At 61.9% G+C, this 21,961-nt stretch carries 23 protein-coding genes and 1 tRNA gene; 14 read left to right on the forward strand and 10 right to left on the reverse strand.

Going from position 1 to position 21,961, the window contains the following annotated elements; translation table 11 throughout:
* The first annotated feature begins 31 nt into the window (after positions 1 to 31).
* From C4J88_RS14790 to C4J88_RS14810, 5 genes are all read left to right on the forward strand, one after another.
* A complete protein-coding gene (locus tag C4J88_RS14790) occupies positions 32 to 214 on the forward strand; it encodes a hypothetical protein (protein WP_124407386.1) in 183 nt (60 codons plus the stop codon).
* The gene (locus C4J88_RS27540) at positions 211 to 1,290 is read left to right on the forward strand and encodes a hypothetical protein (RefSeq protein ID WP_218567100.1); all 1,080 of its coding nucleotides are present in this window, start codon (positions 211 to 213) and stop codon (positions 1,288 to 1,290) included. The genes C4J88_RS14790 and C4J88_RS27540 overlap by 4 nt, the downstream gene beginning before the upstream one ends.
* Before the next feature lie 46 nt (positions 1,291 to 1,336).
* A complete protein-coding gene (locus tag C4J88_RS14800; protein ID WP_124407387.1) occupies positions 1,337 to 1,651 on the forward strand; it encodes a hypothetical protein in 315 nt (104 codons plus the stop codon).
* A gap of 57 nt (positions 1,652 to 1,708) precedes the next feature.
* A complete protein-coding gene (locus C4J88_RS14805; RefSeq protein WP_124407388.1) occupies positions 1,709 to 2,563 on the forward strand; it encodes a DNA adenine methylase in 855 nt (284 codons plus the stop codon).
* A gap of 89 nt (positions 2,564 to 2,652) precedes the next feature.
* Positions 2,653 to 2,898, forward strand: coding sequence for an AlpA family transcriptional regulator (locus C4J88_RS14810; protein WP_124407389.1), 246 nt, complete (start codon positions 2,653 to 2,655; stop codon positions 2,896 to 2,898).
* Here C4J88_RS14810 and C4J88_RS14815 read toward each other — a convergent pair.
* The 3 genes from C4J88_RS14815 to C4J88_RS14825 form a co-directional block, all read right to left on the reverse strand.
* A complete protein-coding gene (locus tag C4J88_RS14815) occupies positions 2,895 to 3,872 on the reverse strand; it encodes a site-specific integrase (RefSeq protein WP_124407390.1) in 978 nt (325 codons plus the stop codon). The two genes, C4J88_RS14810 and C4J88_RS14815, sit on opposite strands and share 4 nt — an antisense overlap.
* A 136-nt stretch (positions 3,873 to 4,008) precedes the next feature.
* Positions 4,009 to 4,082: transfer RNA gene (locus C4J88_RS14820), tRNA-Cys, on the reverse strand.
* A 213-nt stretch (positions 4,083 to 4,295) separates the two neighbouring features.
* Positions 4,296 to 6,575: an acylase gene (locus C4J88_RS14825; RefSeq protein WP_124407391.1), complete on the reverse strand. Its 2,280-nt coding sequence runs from the start codon at positions 6,573 to 6,575 to the stop codon at positions 4,296 to 4,298.
* Between the two features lie 237 nt (positions 6,576 to 6,812).
* Here C4J88_RS14825 and C4J88_RS14830 point away from each other — a divergent pair, with 237 nt between their 5' ends.
* Positions 6,813 to 7,193, forward strand: a complete 381-nt coding sequence (locus C4J88_RS14830; protein ID WP_124370842.1) for a fe2+ zn2+ uptake regulation protein — start codon at positions 6,813 to 6,815, stop codon at positions 7,191 to 7,193.
* A 12-nt stretch (positions 7,194 to 7,205) separates the two neighbouring features.
* Here C4J88_RS14830 and C4J88_RS14835 read toward each other — a convergent pair whose 3' ends face one another.
* The gene (locus tag C4J88_RS14835) at positions 7,206 to 7,400 is read right to left on the reverse strand and encodes a hypothetical protein (RefSeq protein WP_124407392.1); all 195 of its coding nucleotides are present in this window, start codon (positions 7,398 to 7,400) and stop codon (positions 7,206 to 7,208) included.
* A 173-nt stretch (positions 7,401 to 7,573) separates the two neighbouring features.
* Here C4J88_RS14835 and C4J88_RS27770 point away from each other — a divergent pair, with 173 nt between their 5' ends.
* Positions 7,574 to 7,708 carry a hypothetical protein gene (locus tag C4J88_RS27770; protein WP_256657411.1) on the forward strand — a complete coding sequence of 45 codons (135 nt, stop codon included), beginning with the start codon at positions 7,574 to 7,576 and terminating at the stop codon, positions 7,706 to 7,708.
* Between the two features lie 48 nt (positions 7,709 to 7,756).
* On the opposite strand, the gene C4J88_RS14840 is transcribed toward C4J88_RS27770, so the two are convergent.
* From C4J88_RS14840 to C4J88_RS14860, 5 genes are read right to left on the reverse strand one after another with little or no spacing between them, the layout of a single operon-like run.
* Complete coding sequence (locus tag C4J88_RS14840; RefSeq protein WP_124407393.1) at positions 7,757 to 8,527, reverse strand: ABC transporter permease; 771 nt, start codon at positions 8,525 to 8,527, stop codon at positions 7,757 to 7,759.
* A complete protein-coding gene (locus C4J88_RS14845; RefSeq protein ID WP_124407394.1) occupies positions 8,524 to 9,723 on the reverse strand; it encodes an ABC transporter substrate-binding protein in 1,200 nt (399 codons plus the stop codon). Before C4J88_RS14845 ends, C4J88_RS14840 begins: the two co-directional genes overlap by 4 nt.
* The gene (locus C4J88_RS14850) at positions 9,710 to 10,513 is read right to left on the reverse strand and encodes an ABC transporter ATP-binding protein (protein WP_124407395.1); all 804 of its coding nucleotides are present in this window, start codon (positions 10,511 to 10,513) and stop codon (positions 9,710 to 9,712) included. The genes C4J88_RS14845 and C4J88_RS14850 overlap by 14 nt, the downstream gene beginning before the upstream one ends.
* Positions 10,510 to 11,571 (reverse strand): acyl-CoA dehydrogenase family protein, encoded by a 1,062-nt coding sequence (locus C4J88_RS14855; protein ID WP_124367190.1) that lies wholly within the window; start codon positions 11,569 to 11,571, stop codon positions 10,510 to 10,512. Before C4J88_RS14855 ends, C4J88_RS14850 begins: the two co-directional genes overlap by 4 nt.
* Positions 11,572 to 11,611: 40 nt before the next feature.
* Entirely contained in the window at positions 11,612 to 12,172 is a 561-nt protein-coding gene (locus tag C4J88_RS14860) for a carboxymuconolactone decarboxylase family protein (RefSeq protein ID WP_124367191.1), read from the reverse strand.
* Between the two features lie 102 nt (positions 12,173 to 12,274).
* Here C4J88_RS14860 and C4J88_RS14865 point away from each other — a divergent pair, with 102 nt between their 5' ends.
* Positions 12,275 to 13,177 (forward strand): AraC family transcriptional regulator, encoded by a 903-nt coding sequence (locus C4J88_RS14865; RefSeq protein WP_124407396.1) that lies wholly within the window; start codon positions 12,275 to 12,277, stop codon positions 13,175 to 13,177.
* Here C4J88_RS14865 and C4J88_RS14870 read toward each other — a convergent pair.
* Positions 13,174 to 14,085, reverse strand: coding sequence for a LysR family transcriptional regulator (locus tag C4J88_RS14870; protein ID WP_124407397.1), 912 nt, complete (start codon positions 14,083 to 14,085; stop codon positions 13,174 to 13,176). The genes C4J88_RS14865 and C4J88_RS14870 overlap by 4 nt on opposite strands.
* A 112-nt stretch (positions 14,086 to 14,197) precedes the next feature.
* Here C4J88_RS14870 and C4J88_RS14875 point away from each other — a divergent pair, with 112 nt between their 5' ends.
* From C4J88_RS14875 to glgA, 6 genes are all read left to right on the forward strand, one after another.
* Positions 14,198 to 15,193 carry an aldo/keto reductase gene (locus tag C4J88_RS14875; RefSeq protein WP_124370849.1) on the forward strand — a complete coding sequence of 332 codons (996 nt, stop codon included), beginning with the start codon at positions 14,198 to 14,200 and terminating at the stop codon, positions 15,191 to 15,193.
* A 132-nt stretch (positions 15,194 to 15,325) separates the two neighbouring features.
* Complete coding sequence (locus tag C4J88_RS14880) at positions 15,326 to 17,320, forward strand: methyl-accepting chemotaxis protein (protein WP_124407398.1); 1,995 nt, start codon at positions 15,326 to 15,328, stop codon at positions 17,318 to 17,320.
* 88 nt (positions 17,321 to 17,408) lie between these two features.
* Positions 17,409 to 17,873, forward strand: coding sequence for an SRPBCC family protein (locus C4J88_RS14885; RefSeq protein WP_124367196.1), 465 nt, complete (start codon positions 17,409 to 17,411; stop codon positions 17,871 to 17,873).
* 78 nt (positions 17,874 to 17,951) lie between these two features.
* The gene (locus C4J88_RS14890) at positions 17,952 to 18,953 is read left to right on the forward strand and encodes an alpha/beta fold hydrolase (RefSeq protein ID WP_124367197.1); all 1,002 of its coding nucleotides are present in this window, start codon (positions 17,952 to 17,954) and stop codon (positions 18,951 to 18,953) included.
* 20 nt (positions 18,954 to 18,973) lie between these two features.
* The gene (locus C4J88_RS14895; protein WP_124407399.1) at positions 18,974 to 19,927 is read left to right on the forward strand and encodes a D-2-hydroxyacid dehydrogenase family protein; all 954 of its coding nucleotides are present in this window, start codon (positions 18,974 to 18,976) and stop codon (positions 19,925 to 19,927) included.
* A 467-nt stretch (positions 19,928 to 20,394) separates the two neighbouring features.
* On the forward strand, positions 20,395 to 21,951 hold the full coding sequence (glgA, locus tag C4J88_RS14905) for a glycogen synthase GlgA (protein ID WP_124367199.1): 1,557 nt from the start codon (positions 20,395 to 20,397) through the stop codon (positions 21,949 to 21,951).
* The last annotated feature ends 10 nt before the right edge of the window (positions 21,952 to 21,961 follow it).

Below are 21,961 nucleotides of genomic sequence, written 5' to 3' on the forward strand. Positions count from 1 at the left end.
CACTGGCACAACTGATTTGATGAGGTGATTTATGCGTGAGTTAACCAAAAACGAATGGGGTTTGATCGCCGGCCTGGTCGCAAAGGAATACCAAAACGCGAACCGGGCCCAGTTGCGTGCAAGGACTCCGATTGCCAATGAGAAGGCCGGTGTCCGCGTTGAAATGATCGGGCGTTTATTGTTCGCCCTCGGATCGGAGCAGAAGAAGCCATGACCGCCAACCAAACGATTGACGGCGTGCCGCGTGAGGCAGCCGCTGCGCTCGAGAAGGCACGCGATGTACTACGAGCGATCATCATCGACAAGGCGGCTGGCGTTCACTACGCATCAGCCCAGTCCGCATGCCACCAGATCAACCACGTTCTTGAGTTGCGCGCCCTGCTGGATGCCAAGCCGGATTATCCCGAGTGCAGCGGTAACCCTGCGAGCTGCCCGGAAAATGAAGGCTTTGGCTGCTGCAAAGACATTCCATCTACGCCGGCCCCGTACGGATGGCACGTTGTATGGGCGGACTCTGGAGATAGCTATTTGTTCACGCAAGCAGAAAGGCGAATTGAAATTCTGCGGCTTGACACTGACGTTCGAGTCATCCCGCTCTACGCCGAGCAGCCCGCGCCGTTCCAGTCCCGCGTTGAGCCGTGGATGCTGGAGTGCTTTGGCGAAGTGATTGCCGCAGATCGCCAGGAGCGAAATCACCGTTTCCTGGAGGAAGCGCTTGAGGTGGTTCAGGCTTTCGGCTGTACCGCAAACGAGGCGAACCAGCTGGTTGACTACGTCTATGGCCGCCATGCCGGCGAGCCTTCGCAGGAAGTCGGCGGCGTAATGGTCACCCTGGCGGCCCTGTGCCTGGCCGGCGACCTGGACATGCATGCCGCTGGCGAGGCTGAGCTGGCCCGTATCTGGACCAAGGTCGATCAGATCCGCGCTAAGCAAGCTGCCAAACCAGCGATGTCTCCTCTGCCCGGCGCGTATCCTGATCGCGAGCAGCCCGCGCCGGTAGCGGCGGCACCCATCAATTACGGCGCGCTCGATCCGGTGGAGCGGCTGGCTGTGTGTCGGGGTAATACGGAGCCGGCAGCGTTAACGCCTGCGACGTTCGAGAAGGATCGCATCAAAGGCATGATTGAGACGGTTGGTGGCGAGTACGCAGTCATGATCGATCAGGCTAACAGGCACTACGGCTGGACCTTCAAGAAACATCCTGATGGGCAGTGGGTATCCGGACGCCTGGCTACAGAAGCGGAAATGAACGGCGCCCGCGCGCACGCCCAGATCACAAACCAGCTGTAACCCCTCCCCCTTCAAAGTCAGCCGCTATAGCGGCAAGGATCCCGGCATGCCCAAAACATTGCAGGATGAGTTCGAGGCCGACTACTGCGAGCACTCTCACCGCCTCCCAGCCCTGGTCAAAAACTGCCGCCTCTCAAACGGCAGCTACGGTGACCCGTGCATCGCCAAGGCGTGGCACTGGTTCAAGCGCTCCCGCGAGATGTTGGTGGTGGACCTGCCCGCCGTCGAGGCCTGGGACAACGACGGGCGACTCGACCGTGAGAAGGACGACACCGCCGATTGCGCCATGGGCCTGGTACCGGTCATCGATGTGCGCATTGCAATGACTGCCGCCGGCATAACCATCAAAGCAACAGCCTAACCCCAATCCCCCTACATGCCTGCCGGTGAGCGGCGGGCGCACGCCTGGAAGATAATTATGACCATCACCGCCCCGGTCATCCGGTACCACGGCGCCAAGTTCCGGCTTGCGCCGTGGGTGTTGCAACACTTCCCACCGCATACCTGCTACGTCGAGTCGTTCGGCGGCGCCGCAGGCGTACTGATGCAAAAGCCTCGATCGTATGCCGAGGTATACAACGACCTCGACGGCGACATCGTTAACCTTTTCCGAGTGTTGCAGGATCAGGATTCGCGATCAGGGCTTGTCGAGCGACTTGTGTTCACGCCCTACTCCCGCGAAGAGTTCGAACTGTCCTGGGAGCCGAGCGCCGAGCCGATCGAGCGTGCAAGGCGGACCATCATCAGGGCGCAAATGGGGTTCGGCTCCGCCGGCGCCACCAAGGGCGTGACCGGATTCCGCATCGACACCAAGCGCCAATACGGCGCAGCCCAGTCACTCTGGGCCTCCTATCCGGAGCAACTTGCCGAGGTTGGCCAGAGGCTGAGCGGCGTGTTGATCGAAAATAGACCCGCAATCGAGGTGATCAATGCGCATGACGGGCCGCAGACACTGCACTACGTCGACCCGCCATACGTGCACGACACCAGGTACAAGGGTGCGTCGAGCGGACGCTACTACAGGCACGAGATGGATGACGCAGCACATCGCGAACTGCTCGAGGCTTTGCTCGATCTAGAAGGAATGGTCGTGCTTTCGGGATACCCCAGCGACCTCTACGCGGAGCTGTTGCCAGGCTGGGCCAGCTACAGCACATCCGCCCGCATCAGCGCAGGGCGCGGCACCGCAAACCGAACCGAATGCATCTGGCTGAATCCAGCCTGCGTCGATCGCGTAAGCCAGATCGGTCTGGATCTCTGCGAAAGAGCATAACCCCAACCCACCTTCTGCCGCCCAGCGCGGCAAGGACACCCAAACAAACTATAAGCGCGCCAAGTTCATTGCTGCGCCAGGAGCCTGCTATGGAGCAAGAAATAATCCACATCCCGGAACTTGCAAAGCTGCTGGGCCGGTCTGAGTCATCAATCCGCAGCGCGCGCCAGGCCGGCGCATATTGGCTGCCACCCTTCTTCAAGCAAGGAAGCCGGATCTGCTGGAGGGTCAGCACGGTGCGCCGGTTTCTGCAGGAATGCGAGGAAGGCCGGCATTCGCCAGCTCGACCTGGGCGTAAGCGTCAGACACCGCCGACACTCGCCCGTGTCGGTTAACCGAGCTTGTCGGCCAGCGTATCGGGGCATAAATGGGTGTATCGCTTGAGCATGCTCATGGTTTTATGCCCAGTAATGCTGGCCGCCTCCATGATCGAAAGCCCCTTCTCAAACAATCGTGATGTGCCTTCATGGCGCAGGTCGTGGAAGTGGAGGTCCTGCACCTTAGCGGCCCTGCATGCGCGGAGGAAATACTGGCTGACAGAGTGCGGCGCTAGGGAGAACACCTGGCCATCGATGCGCGCTGGCAACGACTCAAGCAGCGCGCGGGCCCGGATCGACAGCGGCACAAGTCGGCGACTGCCGTTCTTGGTATCTTCCAGCAACGCATGCTTGCCCTTGATGTCGGCACGCCGGAGCGTTAGCAGTTCGCCACGACGCATTGCTGTCTCTACGGCAATCTCGATGATCACCGGCATTTCCGCATGGATTTCGCCTGCAGCCTTGATGACGGCCTTCAGCTCTGCGGCCGTCGGCCGGCGATCACGCTCCCTGCTACCCTTGGGCATGCGAAGTTTTGCAACAGGATTGCTCAACCCCTCTATCCCCCAGTCCTTGATTGCGACGGTGTACAGGTGGCTGATGAGGGCCAGCGACAGCCGAATGGTATTTGTTGACGCGCCGGCGGCCAGTCGCGCATCGCGGTACTCGGCCAGGTCAGACGACCGCAGTTCGGCCATAGATTTGCTGCCGTACTTGCTGTCGGACCACGTCTTTATCCGGGTCAGCTCCTGGCGGGCACCCTTCTTCTGCGCAGATACTTCCCGCGCATAGCGCTCCAACGCCTTCGCAACAGTGGTGGCTTCAGCCTCCCTGGTATCGACGAAGCGCTTGCGCGACATATCCCCCTCGATTTCAGAAGCCCACCGCTGCGCCTCCGCCTTCGTGTCAAACGAAGCAGAAAGTGCCGGGTATCCTTTTTTGCGGATCTTGGTCCGCCATGTCCCATTGGGACGCTGCTCGATAGTCGCCATGCAGCGGATTTTGCCGATGGTCCTTGGGACATGCAAATTATCTCAGTGTCCCAGGATTGTCCCAATTGCCAGACCGAGCAAAATCCGCAGGCATAAAAAAAGCCCCGCAACCTAATGGCTGCGGGGCTTTTAAGAGTGGAGGCCGAGGTCGGAATCGAACCGGCGTAGGCGGATTTGCAATCCGCTGCATAACCATTTTGCTACTCGGCCTCAAACGATCAATGCCTGTGTTGCTGGCATTCATCGCATACAAACTTGAGTGGGCTACGTGAAGCGCGCCTCTACTCTAACTCATTGAATACATTGAAGTTTTTAATGCTTCATTGCGTTCGATGGGCGCCATTATGTACTCATTTGCTTTTGCCTGCAACCCCTTGATTTCAAAAATATTTCGCATTGGCATCAAGGGGCTGCGTGCCTGCCCTACTCCTGGATGCGTTGCTCTTGGTACTGCGGGTCGGCTTTGATCTGGGCGTCGGTGAATGGCAGTGGGCGCAGCTTTTTCTCGGAGAATGCCTGGGTCTGGTCCTTGGAGTAGTTTGACTCAGGGTTGCTGGACTCGGAGAACGCCAGTACGCCGACCGCCTGGGGCCCTTTGTCGTCGAAGGTGACGATTTGCAAATAGCTGGTGCCGCTGACGACTTCGCGTTTGCCGTCGGCGCGGGGTACGGTTTGCATGGCGTTGTAGGTGCCCAACTCCTGCGGGCCGCCGTGGATCGGGGTTTGGCCGGAGACTTGGATGTCGCCCCAGCGGCTGACGCCGAGTTTGTCTACTGCGGTGCTCGAGGCCAGCATGGCTTCGCGCAGGGCTTTGGCCACGGGTGCGCGGTCGATGGCCAGGCCGCTGGGGGTGGTCAGCGGGTGGGCCGGGTCGAAGGCGACACGCCAGGCATCGGGTATTTGCTGCAGGTGTTCCACCAGGTTGATGAAGTGCACCAGGCCCAGGCCGCTGTCGAGGTTGGCGCGTTGGTCCCAGTTTTTCAGGCTGGTGCACAGCGGCTCAAGCGCGGCAGCATCGTTGCCCAGGTGTTTGGCGCAGAACTGCAGCAGGTCGGGCATGACTTGCCCGGCGAGGTACACCTCGTTGTCCATGACCATGTTTTGCAGGGCGCTGACGGTGATGGGTTGTTTCTCCAGGGATTGCAGGCGTTGCAGGGCGAATCGGGCGCGGGGGCCGAGGCCGATGTTGTCCTGGCTGATCACCGGGGAGAAGCCGGTAAGCGGCGCCTTGGGGTTGGCCATCCACGCGGAGTCGTTGGAATGCTGCACATAGTCCGTGCGTTGCAGTTGCGGCAATTGGGCGGCGGCGAAAATGCCGGCCTGGGCGGCCCGTGGGTCAATGTCCCAGGCGCAGGCGCTGCGGCTGCCGTCGAGCATGATCATTTGCAGGCCGGCGCGCGGGTCGCTGCATTGCGCCAGTTTGGCAGCGCTGACGTTGGGCACCACCGACAGGTTCATGTACAGGCTCTGGCCCTGATCATCGGCGGCCAGGGTGTTGACCCAGGGGATGCCTTGCAGGGTGTGCACCGAAGTTTGCAACTCCGCGAGGCTGCCGGCGCGGTTCATGGCGTACCACTGCTGCAGCACGCGGTCGTTGCCGAGGTTGGCGTCGCGCAGACTGAAGGCATAATGGTTGTCCCAATCCAGCTTGCCGGGCCACTGCACCACCGGGCCGAATTGTGAACTGTAGACCGTATGGGTGACGTCCTTGACGCTGCCATCGGCCTGCTTGATCTGCAGCGTCAGCGTGGTTTTATCCAGGGGCACGGACTTGCCATCGAGCAGGTAGCGCGTGGAGTCCTTGGGGTCGAGCGTCAGGCGATACAGGGTGAAATGCTTGGAGGTGTCCACCGTATGGGTCCAGGCCACGTGCTGGTTGAAGCCGATGTTCACCACCGGCAACCCAGGCAGCGCCGCGCCCATCACATCCAGTTGGCCGGGGATCGTCAGGTGCATCTCGTAAAAACGCATGCCGCCCACCCACGGGAAATGCGGGTTGGCCAGCAACATGCCACGCCCATTGAAGGAACGGTCGCGGCCCACCGCCACGGCATTACTGCCCCGGTCAAGGGTGAAGCGCTGTTGATTGGCAGCGGCCACTTCGAATGCCTTGGCGTCGGGCTGCACGGCGGCGGTGGCCTGGGGTGGCGTCGCGCCCACCAAGGCTTCGGCGAATTGGCCGACACCGCCTTCTACCAGCAGCCTACGGGTCAACTTGATCAGGTCTTCCTTGACCAGCGGCCGCACCCACGCCGCCTGACACTGCGCCGGCGCGCCCTGCTCTTTCAGATAACGGTTGTAACCGGCCACATAGCCTTCGATACGTTGGCGGATCTGCGGCGTTTGCGCCTTCCAGAACGCCTCCACCGCGTCGGGTGTGTTGAGCCAGGTAAAGAACACATCGCTGGCCAGGTTGTTGCGTTCCTCCAGGGTTGCCTGCTCGGGGCCGAAGAACCGGGCGCGCTGGCCGTTCACCGTGATCACTTCATTGGCCAGCAGGCACAGGTTGTCCTGGGCATACGCATAGCCGATGCCGAAACCCAGGCCGCGCTCATCATTGGCGCGGATATGCGGCACGCCGTAGGTGGTACGCCGAATCTCTGTGGACGCCTGCACCACCGGCTCCCGCGCCGATGCCGCCAGGCTCATTCCCAGCAACAGCCCTGCCACGCATACCCTGGACAACCCGTTGAAAATAATCACGCCGACTCCACAGTCAAATTGAACACCCTCGGTAGGGACAACTCCCCCACCGTAAGGACGCAGCCAACCGAAAATAATTTAATGGCGTGGGCGGTTTATTCCGGGCGCTCGCACTGTGACAAACCCGATACCGACAAAATTTCTACATCCTGCACTTCATGATTTTGCGCGTTCGTTCGTCTTATTGAATAAGAGCACCATCATTTTCCTGATCAGGCTCTGATAAGGAGTTTTTGCATGTACAACCCGCAAGTGCCCACGGATGGACATTCATCGACCGCCGAGGCCAATGTCGGCAACACCCCCCATGGGTTCGGCAAAACGCCCGAACAGCAGGGCAACCAGCGTATTCGCCATTTGCTCAAGTGCTTCGGTCTGCGCACCAGCCTGATCCGACTGAAGGTCATCGACGCCCTGCTCACCGCTGCCGGCAACCAGCGCACCCTCGGCGTGCGCGGTGTGCACAGCCATTTGCTGGAGCTGGGCATCCCGTTGTCGTTTCTCAGCGTGCGCGAGGTTCTCAAGCGCCTGTGCAGCGAGGGCGTGATCACCCTCAATGCCGACAAGAGCTACAGCCTCCATGAAGAGGCCGCCAAAGTGCTCGAGGGACGCGCCTGAATCACGCGCGCATCAGAAGTTTGGCTTGACCTTGCGACGCATGACGCCGTTGATCACGACCACCACCACGGCGATCGCAATGGCCAGGTACTGGAAGGTTTTTTCGCTGATGGCGCCAATGTTCTGCAGGTAGGACAGGCCGAACATCGAGGCCAGGACGGCCAGGGCAATCAGAATCGAGTATTTCAAGCGTTGTTTCTGGGTCATGACGAGTTCCTGAACCTTAAAGAATGTATCCAGTGTGTATCGCCGCAGATGCCAAGCACATACCCGAAAACGGGGATGGACGCAGGGCGGCAAGGTCTCATGTTACAGGCGATGAAAAGCTTTGGCTCGTTCCGCGCCCGATTGACCTTGTGAGTCCCTGGAGGATTGCCCAAATGCTGCGTCGCATCACCCTGCTGATTCCCTTGCTGATCATGTTGACCCTGAGCGGCTGTTTCTTTTTCCCACGAGGTGGCGGCGGCTGGCATGACCATCGCTACGGCGGTGGCCCAGGCTACGAGCACCGCTGAATGAACGAGCGTCTCGCTGCCAGCGAGACGCTCACCCTGGAAAAACCGCTACCCGCCATGCACCCAGCGCTGATGCAGCCACCGCGCCAACGTATCCAGCGCAAACCCCAGCAGCCCGATCAGCAACACCATCGCCATAAGTTCCGAATACGCCAGCCGGTCACGGGTATCGAGGATGTAATACCCAAGCCCCGCACTGACCCCAAGCATCTCGCACGGCACCAGCACAATCCACAGAATGCCGATGGCCAGGCGCACGCCCGTCAACACATGCCCCACCACGCCCGGAATGATCACCCGTCGCAACGTCTCCCAGCGCGTCGCGCTCAAGCTCTTGCTCAATTGCAGCCAGCGCGGGTCGAGCTGGCGCACGCCCGCCGCCGTGTTGAGCATGATCGGCCACACGGCGGCGAACGCCAGCAGGAAATAGATCGGTTGGTCCCCTACCCCCATCAGCATCACCACGATGGGCATCCAGGACAAGGGCGAGATCATCCGCAAAAACTGGAAGGCCGGCGTGGTCGCCGCCTCCAGGTTGCGTGAACTGCCCACCAGCAGACCCAGCGGAACTCCAACCAGCAAGGCCAGGAACAGCCCGACGAAGATGCGCTTGAGGCTCACCGCGATGTGCACATACAGCTCACCGCGCCCGAGCAATTCCCACAGGCTGCTGAAGGTCGCCGCCAGGGAAAAGCGCGCCGACAGGCCGTCCGCCACGCCAAACAGTTCTACCCCCAGCCACCACAACACCAACAATCCGGCCAGGCCGCCGAACCCGAGCAACCAGCCCGGCCACGCGCCGGTTTTTCCGTTGTTCAAACGCCAATCTCCTCATGCCGCGCGTAACCGTCGGGCAAGCCGAAAGTCTGCATGCCGCCGACGGCCTCGATGGCGTTGCGCACAAAGCGGTCGTCCACCAAGTCTTTGGCGACAAAGGCCGGGTCGAGGTCGGCGAGAAATCGCTTGTCGCCTTCGATCAAGGTGTCTTTGAGGCGGCGCACCAGTTCTTCGGTGTAGCTGGGGAACGGGTAAGGTTGGAAGTCGATGCGGTGCTCGTCCCAGTTGGCGTGCTGGATCGCGCCATCGGCCAGGTACCCGGCGCGATCGGCGGCGGCAGGCGCGAGCACCTTGCTCAACACCGGTTCGGCATGCGGCGTGTAGCGGTTCGGGCCGTCCTTGGACAGCAGCTTCACCGCCTCTTCGCGATGGTCACGGGTCCAGACCTGGGCCTTGACGATGGCGTTCACCACTTTCTGCGACCATTCAGGGCGGTTGGTCAGGTCATGCTCGTGCATGAACACCACGCAGCAGGCATGGTTGCGCCATATGTCGCCGGTAAAGCGCTGCACCCGGCCGACCTTGAGGTTCTCGGCCAGGGCGTTGAATGGCTCGGCGACGATGTAACCGTCGATGCGCTTGCTGGCCAATGCCGGCGGCATGTCCGACGGCGGCAGCACGATCAGGTTGACTTCATTGGCGCCAATCGCACCGCCCGCCGCGCGTGCCACCGGCGTCAGCCCGTTATCGCGGAACAACTGCTGCACCACCACGTTATGAATCGAATACCAGAACGGAATCGCCACCGACTTGCCGCCCAGCTGCTTCACGTCGGTGATCCCCGGCGCCACGGTCAGGCCCGAACCACCAACGTGGTTCCATGCCACCACTTTGGCCGGCACCTTGCTGCCGTAGCGCGCCCACACGGTCATCGGCGACAACAGGTGAATCACGTTGACCTGGCCCGAGATGAACGCTTCGATCACCTGGGCCCAGCTGCGCAGCAACACCGGGCGTTCAGCCTTGATGCCTTCGGCTTCGAACAGCCCATTATTGTGCGCGACCAACAGCGGCGTGGCGTCGGTGATCGGCAGGTAGCCGATGCGCACCGGCGCGTCGGGCTCACTGGCGGCGCGCGCCTGCAGGCTGCTCAGCAACGGCAAGGCGCCAGCGGCACTGAGCACCGCCGAGAGTTTGAGAAAGTCGCGACGCGAGTGGGTCAGGTCATCCAGACACATGGCTAAGCTCCAGCAGATCAAGGGGGTTGGGTTGAGGGCGGCTCGCCTGCCGCAGGGTTTTAAGAATGTCGATGCGCAGCGCGCCAATGGCTTCGACCTGGTCCTCACGCGGTTGCGGCAAGTCGATTTGCCACTCGCCCAAGGTGCGCGCAGGGCGGTTCCCCAGCAGCAGGATGCGGTCAGACAGCAGCAAGGCTTCGTCGATGTCGTGGGTGATCAGCACTGCCGCCGAGCCCTGTTCGCGATTGACCTTGAGCAGCAGGTGCTGCATGTCCGCGCGGGTCACTTCGTCGAGGGCGCCGAAGGGCTCGTCCAGCAGTAACACCTGTGGCTGGCGGGCCAGGCAGCGGGCCAATGCGGTGCGCTGGGCCATGCCGCCGGACAGCTGCGCGGGAAATTGGTGGCGGGCGTGTTCCAGGCCGACAGCGGCGATCGCATGGTCCACACGCTGGCGGCGCTCTTCATTGCCCAGGTGCGGTTGCCGGGCGAAATCCAGGCCGAAGGCGACGTTCTTTTCCAGGTTCAGCCACGGCAGCAGGCTCGGGTCCTGAAACGCCACCGCCACCCGAGGATGCGGGCCGTTCAAAGGCTCACCCAGCACGCGTACGCTGCCGCCCTGGGGCGCCTGCAAACCGGCCAGCACACGTAACAGACTGGACTTGCCCACGCCGCTGGGGCCGAGGATCGACACCACTTCGCCAGGCTGCAACTGCAGGTCGAAGCCTTCCAACACCGGGCCACTGGCATACCCCAGGCAAACGCCCTGCGCCGTCAATACCGCGAGGCTCATAGGTTGGCCTGGCGGTGCAGCTCGGTGCGCAGCTGCACCAGGCTGGGCGTGACGATGGGCACAAACGCCGATTCCCGCCAGCGCCGGGCAAAGCCGCTGCCGTGGGCGGTGAGGTAGGCCTTGCCGCCGCTGGCCTGCAATTCCAGCTGCACAGCGCTGGCGGCGGTTTCCGCCAGGGCGATGCGCAATTTGAACAACGGCACCGGTTCAGCGGCGAATCGCCCGGCCAGCAGGCCGTTCTTGAGTTCGTTGCCCAAGTGATCGAGGGTCACGCGCAGCGCTTCGAGTTCTTCGCGCAGCACGGTGCGCGAAGCGCCCAAATGATGAGCCACCTCCGCCAGGGAGCGGCGCGCCAGCCCGATCGACAGGCCGCATTGCAAACCCAGGAACGCCGGGCGCACGGCGGGCAGGAACTGGCGCGCGTCCTCATGCAATAACCAGTCGCGGCTCAGCTCCACGCCTTCCAGGCCGAGGGCGGCGGTATTGCTCGACTGCAGCCCGAGCAACTCCAGGTCACGAGAGCGCAGCAAGCCGGCCACCGAATCCGGAATCGCCAGGATAAACGGCGCGCCGCCAGCCGCGTGTTCAACGGCCGCTGCGGCGACGAAGCCGCTCTTGCGCAGGTTGGTCACCCAATGCAGGCGACCATTGAGGGTCCAGCCGTGATCGTTGGGTTCGGCGCTGATCTGCAGCGTCTCGATGCCGGACAGGAACTTCATCGCATTCGACAGCCCGGTGGCGCCGGCCAGCTTGCCGCTGAGCAAGTCCGGCAGCAGTTGCTCGCGCAGCGGCGCGTTGGGGCTCTGCAGCAGGTATTCGATAAACGAGCGTTGGCCCCAGCAAACGAACGCGGCCGCCAGGGAATGGCTGGCGATATTGGCGATGGCCTCCACGGCCCCGGCCACGTCGCCGCCCAGGCCACCCAGGGCTTTGGGCACGCCAACGCGCAACACATTGGCCTCTGCCAGCCGTGGCAGCACTTCCTGTGGATCGCAACTGCCCACGTCCAGGGCCTGCGCTTGAACATCGAGCCAACGGCTCAAGATTGGGTCAAGCATGTACGTTTCTCCTTGTTCCTACAGGTGGACCATCGCCGGTTCAGCTTGCCGGTTTTTCCCAACGGTATTGCGCCAGCTCCGGGTTCAGCGGCGTGCGCGCAAACACATTAGCGAAATTGCACAGCGTGGCCAGGCTGACGCCCAGGATCACTTCCAGCGCATGCCCGTCGCTGTAGCCGGCGGCGCGGAACGCGTCATAGCCTGCATCGCTGACATCGCCACGGGTAGCGATCACTTCGCGGGTGAACGCGGCGAGTGTCTCATAGCGTGCATTGGGCAATTCGCCGCGCTGGCGCAGCGCGTCAATCACGTCTTCGGGCAGTTTGGCTTTGTTACGCGCGACGGCGGTGTGCCCGGCCACGCAAAAATCGCAACCATGCTGGGTGGCAGCGATCAGTTGCACCACTTCGCGGTCAGCCAGGCTCAGTTCCGACTTGGCATTCAGGCCGGAAACGGTGATGTAGGTTTCCAACGCGGCCGGAGCATTGGCCAGCACGGCGAGCAGATTGGGAATGAACCCTGAGCCTTTCAGCGCGTTTTCCAGAAAGGGCCTGGCAGCTTGCGGCGCGGTTTCAGGGGTGAGCAGCGGTACGCGGGACATGGAGTGGTCTCCTCATGGGTGAATGACTCCAGTCTGTTGGTTATAAAAAAACCGCTCAATAGGCTAAAGTAGCGATTACTTGCTCTAGAGTCTTTTCATTAGATGAATTCGTCCAGCGCACTCGTCGATTGGTTATTAGACAGCCTCGAACTCAACACTAGTCTGTTCCATGTCGGCCGCTATTGTGGCGACTGGCATGCGAGTACCCATGGCCTGGCCAGGGCGAGTTTTCATCTGATTGTGCAAGGCGAATGCTGGCTGCACATCCACGGCCAGCCGGCGCAGTACCTGAACAACGGCGATGCGGTATTCCTGCTGCGCGACTTGGAATATCTGCTGTCCGGTGCAGACACCGCAGCGGGCGCGCAGGAATGCCCGCGCCGCCCGATGCTGGCGCTCGACAACAACGCCACGGACGGTGTGGGCCTGGTCTGCGGCTTCTTTCATTTCCAGTCCGGGCTGTCGGCGATGATCGTCGACAACCTGCCCGCCTGGATCATCCTGCGCGCCGGCGACCCGTCGTTGACTGCCGCGCGCAATCTGTTCGAACTGATCCTGCAAGAGTGCGAGCGCCAGCCGGCGCCCTCCTCGGCCCTGCTCGAACGCCTCTGTCATTTGCTGTTTCTATATGTGCTGCGCCAACAAGTGCTCGACAACGCCGAATTGGGCGGCCTGGCGGCACTCGCTCGGCACCCGGCATTTTCCAATTTGTTGGAACAGCTGATTGCACGCCCGGCCGAAAACTGGACGCTGGAGAGCATGGCCGCCTGCACCGGGCTGTCACGCTCGGCGTTTTTCAAACGCTTCAATGAACTGTGCGGACAATCACCCGGCCAGGTGTTGTTGATGATGCGCATGCGCCACGCCTGCCAGTTGTTCAAGGCGGACCAGACCGTGGCGGATGTATCGCTGGCGGTGGGCTATCAATCAGTGGCAGCGTTTACCCGCGCCTTCCATAAAGTCACCGGGCAACAACCGGGCGCCTACCGCCGCGCGCAAAGCTAGCGCCGCAAGCCATTGCTCGGCGCGGCGCACAGCTGCACCAGCCAATCGACAAACACGCGCACCCGCAGGGACAGCTGACGATGCGGCGGGTACAGCGCAGTCAGCGCCATGGTCGGCACCGCCACTTGCGGCAATACCTCCACCAACGTGCCCTCGGCCAGTTGCTCCATGGCGTGATAATGCGGCGCCTGGATCAGCCCGTAGCCGGCTTCACAGGCGGCGAAATACCCATCGGAGCTGTTTACCGCGACCAGCTTCGCCAAGTTGACCGTGCGCAGTTCGGTGCCGAGCTGGAATTCAAGGCCAAAGCGCTTGCCGCTGGCGCTGGAGACGTACTCGATCATCTGATGCCGGGCCAGGTCGTCCAGGCTGGTGGGCACACCCATGCGCTGCAGGTACGCGGGGCTGGCCAGGGTCAACTGGTCCATCATCGCCAGCGGTCGCGCCACCAGCGATTCGTCCAACGCCAGGCCACCGCGCAGCACGCAATCGACCCCTTCGCGGATCAAGTCCACCGGGCGATCATTGAGTCCGATATCCAGCTCGATCTGCGGGTACAGCGCGGTGAACGTCGGCAGCGCCGGAATCACGATCAGACGGCCAATGCCCGACGGCATATCGATGCTCAGCCTGCCTCGCGGGTTTTGCCGGCGCGAGGAAAACACCGCCTCGGTTTCCTCCAGGTCCGTGAGCAACTGCACGCAGCGCTCGTAGTACGCCGCACCGTCGAGGGTCGGGTTGACCTGGCGCGTGGTGCGTTGCAGCAGTTGCACACCGAGGTGTGCCTCCAGTTGCTTGATCAGCACGGTCACCGAGGCGCGCGGCAGTTGCAGGCTGTCCGCCGCCTTGGCGAACCCGCCCAACTCCACAATCCGGGTGAAAACGCGCATGGCATTGAAACGGTCCACGGTGAGCCTCTGAGGATTATTAAGAATTTCCAAATAGTGATAGTGCTTTTAGCCGGTTTATCCAGGTTTTGTCGAGGGCGACAATAGGCGCCTTCATCCAAGGAGCTGAACCATGCGCACTCGTCAACTCGGTAAGAACGGCCCACACGTCTCCGCCATCGGCCTCGGCTGCATGGGCATGAGCGACTTCTATACCCCCGGCCTCGACACCACGCAAGCCATCGCCACCCTGCACCGCGCCCTTGAACTGGGGGTCAACTTCCTCGATACCGCCGACATGTACGGCCCCCACACCAACGAACAGTTGATCGGCAGGGCCATCGCCGGCAAGCGCGATCAGGTGTTCCTGGCCAGCAAGTTCGGCATCCTGCGCGATCCGGCGAACCCGGCGCTGCGCGGTGTGAATGGGCGCCCCGAGTACGTTCGCACGTCCATCGACGGCACGCTGCAACGCCTGGGCATTGAAACCCTGGACCTGTACTACCAGCACCGCATCGATCCCGAGGTGGCCATCGAAGAAACCGTCGGCGCCATGGCCGAGTTGGTGCAACAGGGCAAGGTGCGCTACCTGGGCCTGAGCGAAGCGTCTGCCGCCACGTTGGAACGGGCGCATAAGGTCCACCCCATCAGCGCCTTGCAAAGCGAATACTCACTGTGGAGCCGCGAGCAGGAAGACAACGGCTGCCTCGCCGCCTGCCAACGGCTGGGCATCGCCTTCGTGCCTTACAGCCCGTTGGGCCGGGGCTTTCTGACCGGCGCACTGAAAAGCCCGGAAGATTTCGGCGCTGACGACTACCGGCGATTCAACCCGCGTTTCCAGGGCGAGAATTTTTCGAAAAACCTGCAACTGGTCAAACAGGTGCAGGCGCTGGCGGCGGATAAAGGCATCACGGCGGGCCAACTGGCGCTGGCCTGGGTATTGGCGCAGGGCGACTACATCGTACCGATCCCAGGCACCAAGCAGCGCAAATACCTGGAAGAGAACGTGGCGGCCGTGTCGATCAGCCTGACGCCGACCGAAGTGTCGGCGCTGGCAGCGATCTTCCCGGCGCACGCAACCGCCGGCATGCGTTACCCCGAGGACGTGATGTCGATGCTCAATATCTGACCTGGCGGCGCCGCTCGACGGCGTCGGCACTTTCTTACACACACCTACCTAAAGCTCCTACCGTCCAAGCCGATAGCCCTACGAAGCTCTAACAAAGCCGCGCCGACAATAACGCTTCGTAAGGACGATCCCATGCCCCCACTGCGCTCCATCCAAGCTCGCTATACCCTGTTCCTGGTGCTGTTCGTCCTGGTGTTATTGGTGTTGACTGTCGTGGGTATCGGCCAGTTGGTCGCGCCCAAGCTGCAATACACCGAAGAACAGGTGGTACTCAATCGCATCGGCGAAGTGGCCGAACAGATCCAGGGCGAACTGAACAAGGTTCAGGCCCAGCAACGCACCATCACTCAAACGATTCCGCTGCTCGACAGCGACGCCATCGACAAGGTCCTGCCCGGCCTGGTGGATCAGTACGGCGAGCTGAAAGTATTCGGCGGCGGTATCTGGCCGCTGCCCAACCAGCGCACGCCTGGGCGTAACAAACACAGCACGTTCTGGCACCGTGACGCCTCGGGCAAGTTGGCGGTCAACACCTTCTGGAACAGTGACCCCGCGCCCAACTATTACGACCAGAGCTGGTACAAGGGCGGCCTCGCCTCGCCCCGTGGCCAATGCGCCTGGGCCGCCGCCTACAAGGACGACGCCAGTCAGGAGCCGCGCACCAACTGCGCCATGGCGATCCAGCGTGACGGCGCCGCCTATGGCGTGGCGACCATCGACGTGACCCTGGGCTTCTTCAATGACCTGGTGGCCAGCAAGGAAAAAGACATCAGCGGGCAAATGCTGATCGTCGAAGGCGACGGCAAGATCATCAGCAACAGCTCGCGCATCAGCAGCCCGGTGGTGTTGAAGAACATCAGCGAACTGACCGGCACCTCGGCCTTTGCCGCCCAGGTCAGCAAAGCCCTGGCCCATCGTGACCAGGCCTTGCAACGCAGCGAGTTTGACAACCAGGGCGTGGCCAGCACGTTCTACATGCGTCCGATCGAGGGCACCCCGTGGTTCCTGGCGACCGCCCTGCCCACCTCGCTGATCACCGCCCAGCGCAATGACGTGCTCGGCAGCCTGGCGTTGCTGCAAATCCCGATGGTGATCCTGCTGGTGCTGCTCGCGGCGTATGCCATTCGCCAGTTGGTACAGCGCATGAAAGCGCTCAAGGGCAATATCGACGCGCTGTCCGCCGGCGACGCCGACCTCACGCGGCGCATCACCATCCGCGCCGAAGACGAACTGGGCGCCATCGGTCACTCGGTGAACCACTTTATCGTCTACCTGCAAAACATGATCGGCGAAGTGACCCAGGCCACCGGCGCCATGGCCTCGGGCCTTGCGCAGCTGCAGCAGACCTCCGCGCACACCAACCAGATCCTGGTGCGCCACGCTTCAGAAACCGACCAGACGGTGACCGCCATCACCGAAATGAGCTCCACCGCCGACACCGTCGCGCAAAACGCCGCTGAAACCGCAGCGTTCACCCAGCGCGCCAACGAACACGCCGATCGTTCCCGGGTGGTGGTGGGCGAAGCGTCCACCAGTGTCAGCGCCTTGATCGGTGAAGTCGCCAGCGCGACCCACACCGTTGAGAACATGCGCCAGGACGCCGCACGTATCACCGAAACCCTCGGCGTGATCGGCGCCATCGCCGGTCAGACCAACCTGTTGGCGCTCAACGCCGCAATTGAAGCGGCGCGGGCCGGCGAACAAGGCCGCGGTTTTGCCGTGGTGGCCGATGAAGTGCGCGCACTCGCCGCACGCACCCAGGCCAGCACGTCGCAGATCAACGAGATGCTGGCGCGCTTGACCACCGGCGTAAGCTCATCGGTCACCGCCATGGAAAACACCCAGGCCAGCTGCCAGTCGGCGGCGGATGCCACCGCGCGGGTGAACAGCGGGCTCGATGAAATGGCCGGTTCGGTCAGCCATATCAACAACCTCAGCACCCAGATCGCGACGGCCGCCGAGCAACAGAGCGCGGTGACCGAAGAGATCAACCGCAGCATGGTACAGATCCGACATATGGTAGAAGAGCTGGTCGAAAGCGGCCATGCCACTGAAACCAATACCCACAGCCTGCTGGAAGCGAATGGCCGAGTGATTGCCTTGATGGGGCGCTTCAAAGTGCGTTGATCCACGCCTGAATACTCCCGTGCAAAGCGCGGGAGTCGGACTATTCTCACAGCTCCTGGTTTAAAACCCGCCACACAGGAGGTGTGTCATGCACGCTATCGAGCATCCGATCCGCGTGGAGCGAATCAGCCAGGAACGGTTCATCCACGCCCCGGTCGAGGCCGTCTACGACTACGTGACCCAACCCGACCGCTGGCACGAATGGCACCCCACCTCCCTCAGCGCCGACACCGGCACCCACGGCTCCCTGCCGACCGGTGCGCGTTTTACCGAAATCATCGACCTGCTGGGTATCCGCGTGCCGCTGAGCTACCGCGTACACATTGCGCGCTGCCCCTTTGAGTTCATGACCGTGTTCACCTCAGTGGTGGTCGACGGTTCCCTGCATTATTGCCTACAGACACAGCCTGGCGGCACGCTGTTTACGCGGGTACTGACCTATGAGACCGAACTGCAACTGATGACCTTGCATGAGCGCATGATCGAGCTCTCGCGTATCGCGCTGGACCGGCTCAAGCATCGGTTGGAACACGCCAGCGGCTCGACGCAGTAACCCTGCAGCGGGTGTGTTAATCCCCCGTTAATCCCCCCCAAACAGCATTCGGAGCATCTTTTCCCGGAGTTGATGCCCATGCCTTCCATCCGTGACTTATGCGTCGCCGGCCTGCTTACCGCCAGCGCCGCGCCTGTGTTCGCCGCCACCTACGGCCCTGAACTCCAAGGCTTCCAATACCCCTACCCGGTTGAACGCTTCAACTTCGAGTCCCAAGGTAAAAGCCTGCAGATGGGCTATATGGACGTCCCGGCCAAAGGTAAAGCCAACGGCCGCAGCGTGGTGCTGATGCACGGCAAGAACTTCTGCGGCGCCACTTGGGAAGACTCGATCAAAGCCTTGAGCGACGCGGGTTACCGGGTGATCGCGCCGGACCAGATCGGCTTTTGCACCTCCAGCAAGCCTGAGCACTACCAGTACAGCTTCCAGCAACTGGCGCTCAACACCCACCAGTTACTGGAAAAGCTCGGCATTCAAAAAGCCACGCTGCTCGGCCACTCCACCGGCGGTATGCTCGCCACGCGCTATGCCTTGATGTACCCCGAACAAACCGAACAACTGGCACTGGTCAACCCGATCGGCCTGGAAGACTGGAAGGCCTTGGGCGTGCCCCACCAAAGCGTTGACCAGTGGTATCAGCGCGAGCTGAAACTGAACGCCGACGGCGTGCGCAAGTACGAGCGCGACACCTATTACGTGGGCCGCTGGAAGCCCGAATACGAGCGATGGGTGGACATGCTCGTCGGCCTCAACCAAGGACCGGGGCATACCCTGGTGGCCTGGAACTCGGCATTGATTTACGACATGATCTTCACCCAACCGGTGTACTACGAGTTCAAGGACGTGCAAGCGCCCACCCTGCTGCTGATCGGCACCAGCGACACCACCGCCATCGGCAAAGACCTGGCGCCACCGGACGTGAAGGCCAGGGTCGGCAACTACCAGGTGCTGGGCAAGCAGGTGGCCAAGCTGATTCCCCATGCGACCTTGGTGGAGTTCGACGGCTTGGGCCATGCGCCGCAGATGGAAGAACCGGCGCGGTTTCATCAAGCGCTGTTGCAGGGTTTGAAGGCCCTTTAACCTGAGTGAGGCACGCGTGCATGTCGCTACAGATCGCAGTCATTGATGATTGGCAGCAGGTGGCCAGCAGCGTGGTGGATTGGTCGGTGCTGGCGCCCTTGGGCCAGGTGCATTTTCTTCATGACTACCCCGACGATACCGCCACGATGGCCGTGCGTTTGCAGGCGTTCGACGTTATTTGCGTGATGCGCGAGCGCTCCCTCTTCGACCAGGCCTTACTGCAAGGGCTGCCCAGGCTCAAATTGCTGGTGACCGGTGGCATGCGCAACGCCGCCATCGACATCGCCGCCGCCAAGGCATTGGGTATCCAGGTGTGCGGCACCGACAGCTATAAGCAGGCCGCGCCGGAGCTGACCTGGGCGCTGATCATGGCCTCGACACGCAACCTGCTGGCCGAGGCCAATTCCCTGCGCGCAGGCGGTTGGCAAGTCGGCCTGGGCGGCGATCTGTATGGCAAGACCCTGGGCATCCTCGGGCTGGGCAGCATCGGGCAAAAAGTCGCACAGTTCGCCCAGGTCTTCGGCATGCGCGTGATTGCCTGGAGCGAAAACCTCACGCCGCAACGGGCGGCTGAGTCCGGCGTGACCTGGGTGAGCAAGCGCGAGCTGTTCGAACAGGCTGACATTCTGACCATTCACCTGGTACTCAGCGAGCGTAGTCGCGGCCTGGTCGATGCGCAGGCGTTGAGCTGGATGAAACCCACTGCCCGGCTGGTGAACACGGCACGCGGGCCGATTGTGGATGAACAGGCGCTGGTTGAGGCATTGAGCAGCGGGCGACTGGCCGGCGCGGCGCTGGACGTATATAGCCAAGAGCCACTACCGCTTGAACATCCCTTCCGCTCCCTGCCGAATGTGCTGGCAACGCCCCATGTCGGTTATGTGAGCGAACAGAACTACCGGCAGTTCTATCAGCAGATGATCGAAGACATCCAGGCCTGGACGAACGGCGTGCCCATTCGGGTGCTCGGCTGACGCACCATTTCAGTGCAGGCGCCCACTTGTGGCGAGGGAGCTTGCTCCCGCTGGGGCACGCAGCGCCCCCAAAATAAGGGAGCGCTACGCACTCCAGCGGGAGCAAGCTCCCTCGCCACACTGTTTAAGCCTGCTTAATCTTATAAGTTTTTGTCCTACAATTTCCCCGAATAAACCCTGCAGGCGCTGGAATCTGTCCTAGACTGATGACCGATGGGTCCGTTCCAAAACAAAAACCCCGCAAAAAATCGAAACTTTCGAACTCTGCCGCAGGTCCAGTTTTAGGTAAGGCGAACATATCCGGTTCAGGCCGCATGCCCGCCCATCCAAACTATTTCAGCTAACCGTGCAACTGGCATACGCCTTGCCAGTTTGTATTGCGCTTGTGCGCCTGGCCGCAGGATGCGGTCAATCGGAGCTGATGGCAGCGGGCCATTAGCCGACCAACGAAACAAGGGGAGTGCATTATGATCAGTGCCGCAGTAGTAACTCAGGGAGAGCGTTTTAGTCAGCCGGCAGGGGGGCCTACATCGTTGGCCGACCTGCCCAACACTGTGCGGCCGATCGTGAGTAAGAACCCGAATCGAAAGAAAGTGCTGTTTGTCACCTCCGAGTTTGCCGACTTGGTGAAGACCGGTGGCCTGGGCGACGTCTCCGCCGCCCTGCCCCGCGCCATGGCGCACCTGCACGATGTGCGGGTGCTGATTCCCGGTTACCCGCAGGTGATGGAGAGCGACAACCCGATCCATATCGTCGGTGAGCTGGGCGGCCACGCGGCACTGCCACCGTGCAAGATCGGGCGCATGGACCTCAAGGACGGCCTGGTCATCTATGTACTGATCTGCCCTGAGCTGTACGAGCGTGAAGGCACGCCCTACGGCGCCAACAATGGCCGCGACTGGCCGGACAACCACATCCGCTTCGCCCGCCTGGGCCTGGCCGCCGCCGACATGGCCGCCAACCTGGCGCAGATTCACTGGTGCCCGGACCTGGTGCACGCCCACGACTGGCCCGCTGGCCTGGCCCCGGCGTATATGCACTGGCGTGGTTCACGCACACCGACCCTGTTCACCATTCATAACCTCGCCTACCAGGGCGTGGTGAGCCTGGGCTGCACCCCCGAACTGGGTATTCCGCCCCATGCCCTGCAACAGGAAGGCATGGAGTTCTACGGCAAGATGTCGTTCCTCAAGGCCGGCATGGCTTATTCCAGCCACATCACCACGGTCAGCGCCACCTATGCCGAGGAAATCACCACGCCGGAATTCGGCTGTGGCCTCGATGGCTTCCTGGCCAGTAAAACCCAGCAAGGCCTGCTCAGCGGGATTCCCAACGGCATTGACGAAAGCTGGGAAACGTCGACCGACCCCCATCTGACCCATAATTTCAATATTGGTGACTGGGAAGGCAAGGCCATCAACGCCGCCCAAGTGCGCGAGCTGTTCGGCCTGCATGATTCCACCGGCCCGTTGTTCGCCGTGGTGTCGCGCCTGGTCTACCAGAAAGGCCTGGACCTCACCGAAGCGGTCGCCAGCTTCATCGTTGAAAACGGTGGCCAGATCGCGATCATCGGGCGTGGCGAGCCGGAAGAAGAACAGGCCATGCGTGAGCTGGCGCTGCGCTTCCCGGGCCAGGTTGGCGTGCGCATCGGCTTCAACGAGACCGACGCCCGCCGCATGTTCGCCGGCAGCGACTTCCTGCTGATGCCATCGCGCTATGAGCCCTGCGGCCTGAGCCAGATGTATGCCCAGCGTTTCGGCTCGTTGCCGGTAGCGCGCAACACTGGCGGCCTGGCCGACACTATTGAAGACGGCGTCACCGGATTCCTGTTCAACGAATCCACCGTCGACAGCTACAAAGCAGCCCTGGAGCGCGCGTTCAAAGTGTTTTCGTTCCCAGGCCTGCTCAACGCCATGCGCAGCCGCGCCATGACCCAACCCTTCAACTGGTCACAGGCGGTGGAACCCTACGCCGAGCTGTACGAACAACTGGTGGTTAAAGCACTGGGGAAATCGACTAAATAATCAAGAGAGG

The organism is Pseudomonas sp. R4-39-08 (assembly GCF_003852275.1).
Lineage (GTDB): Bacteria > Pseudomonadota > Gammaproteobacteria > Pseudomonadales > Pseudomonadaceae > Aquipseudomonas.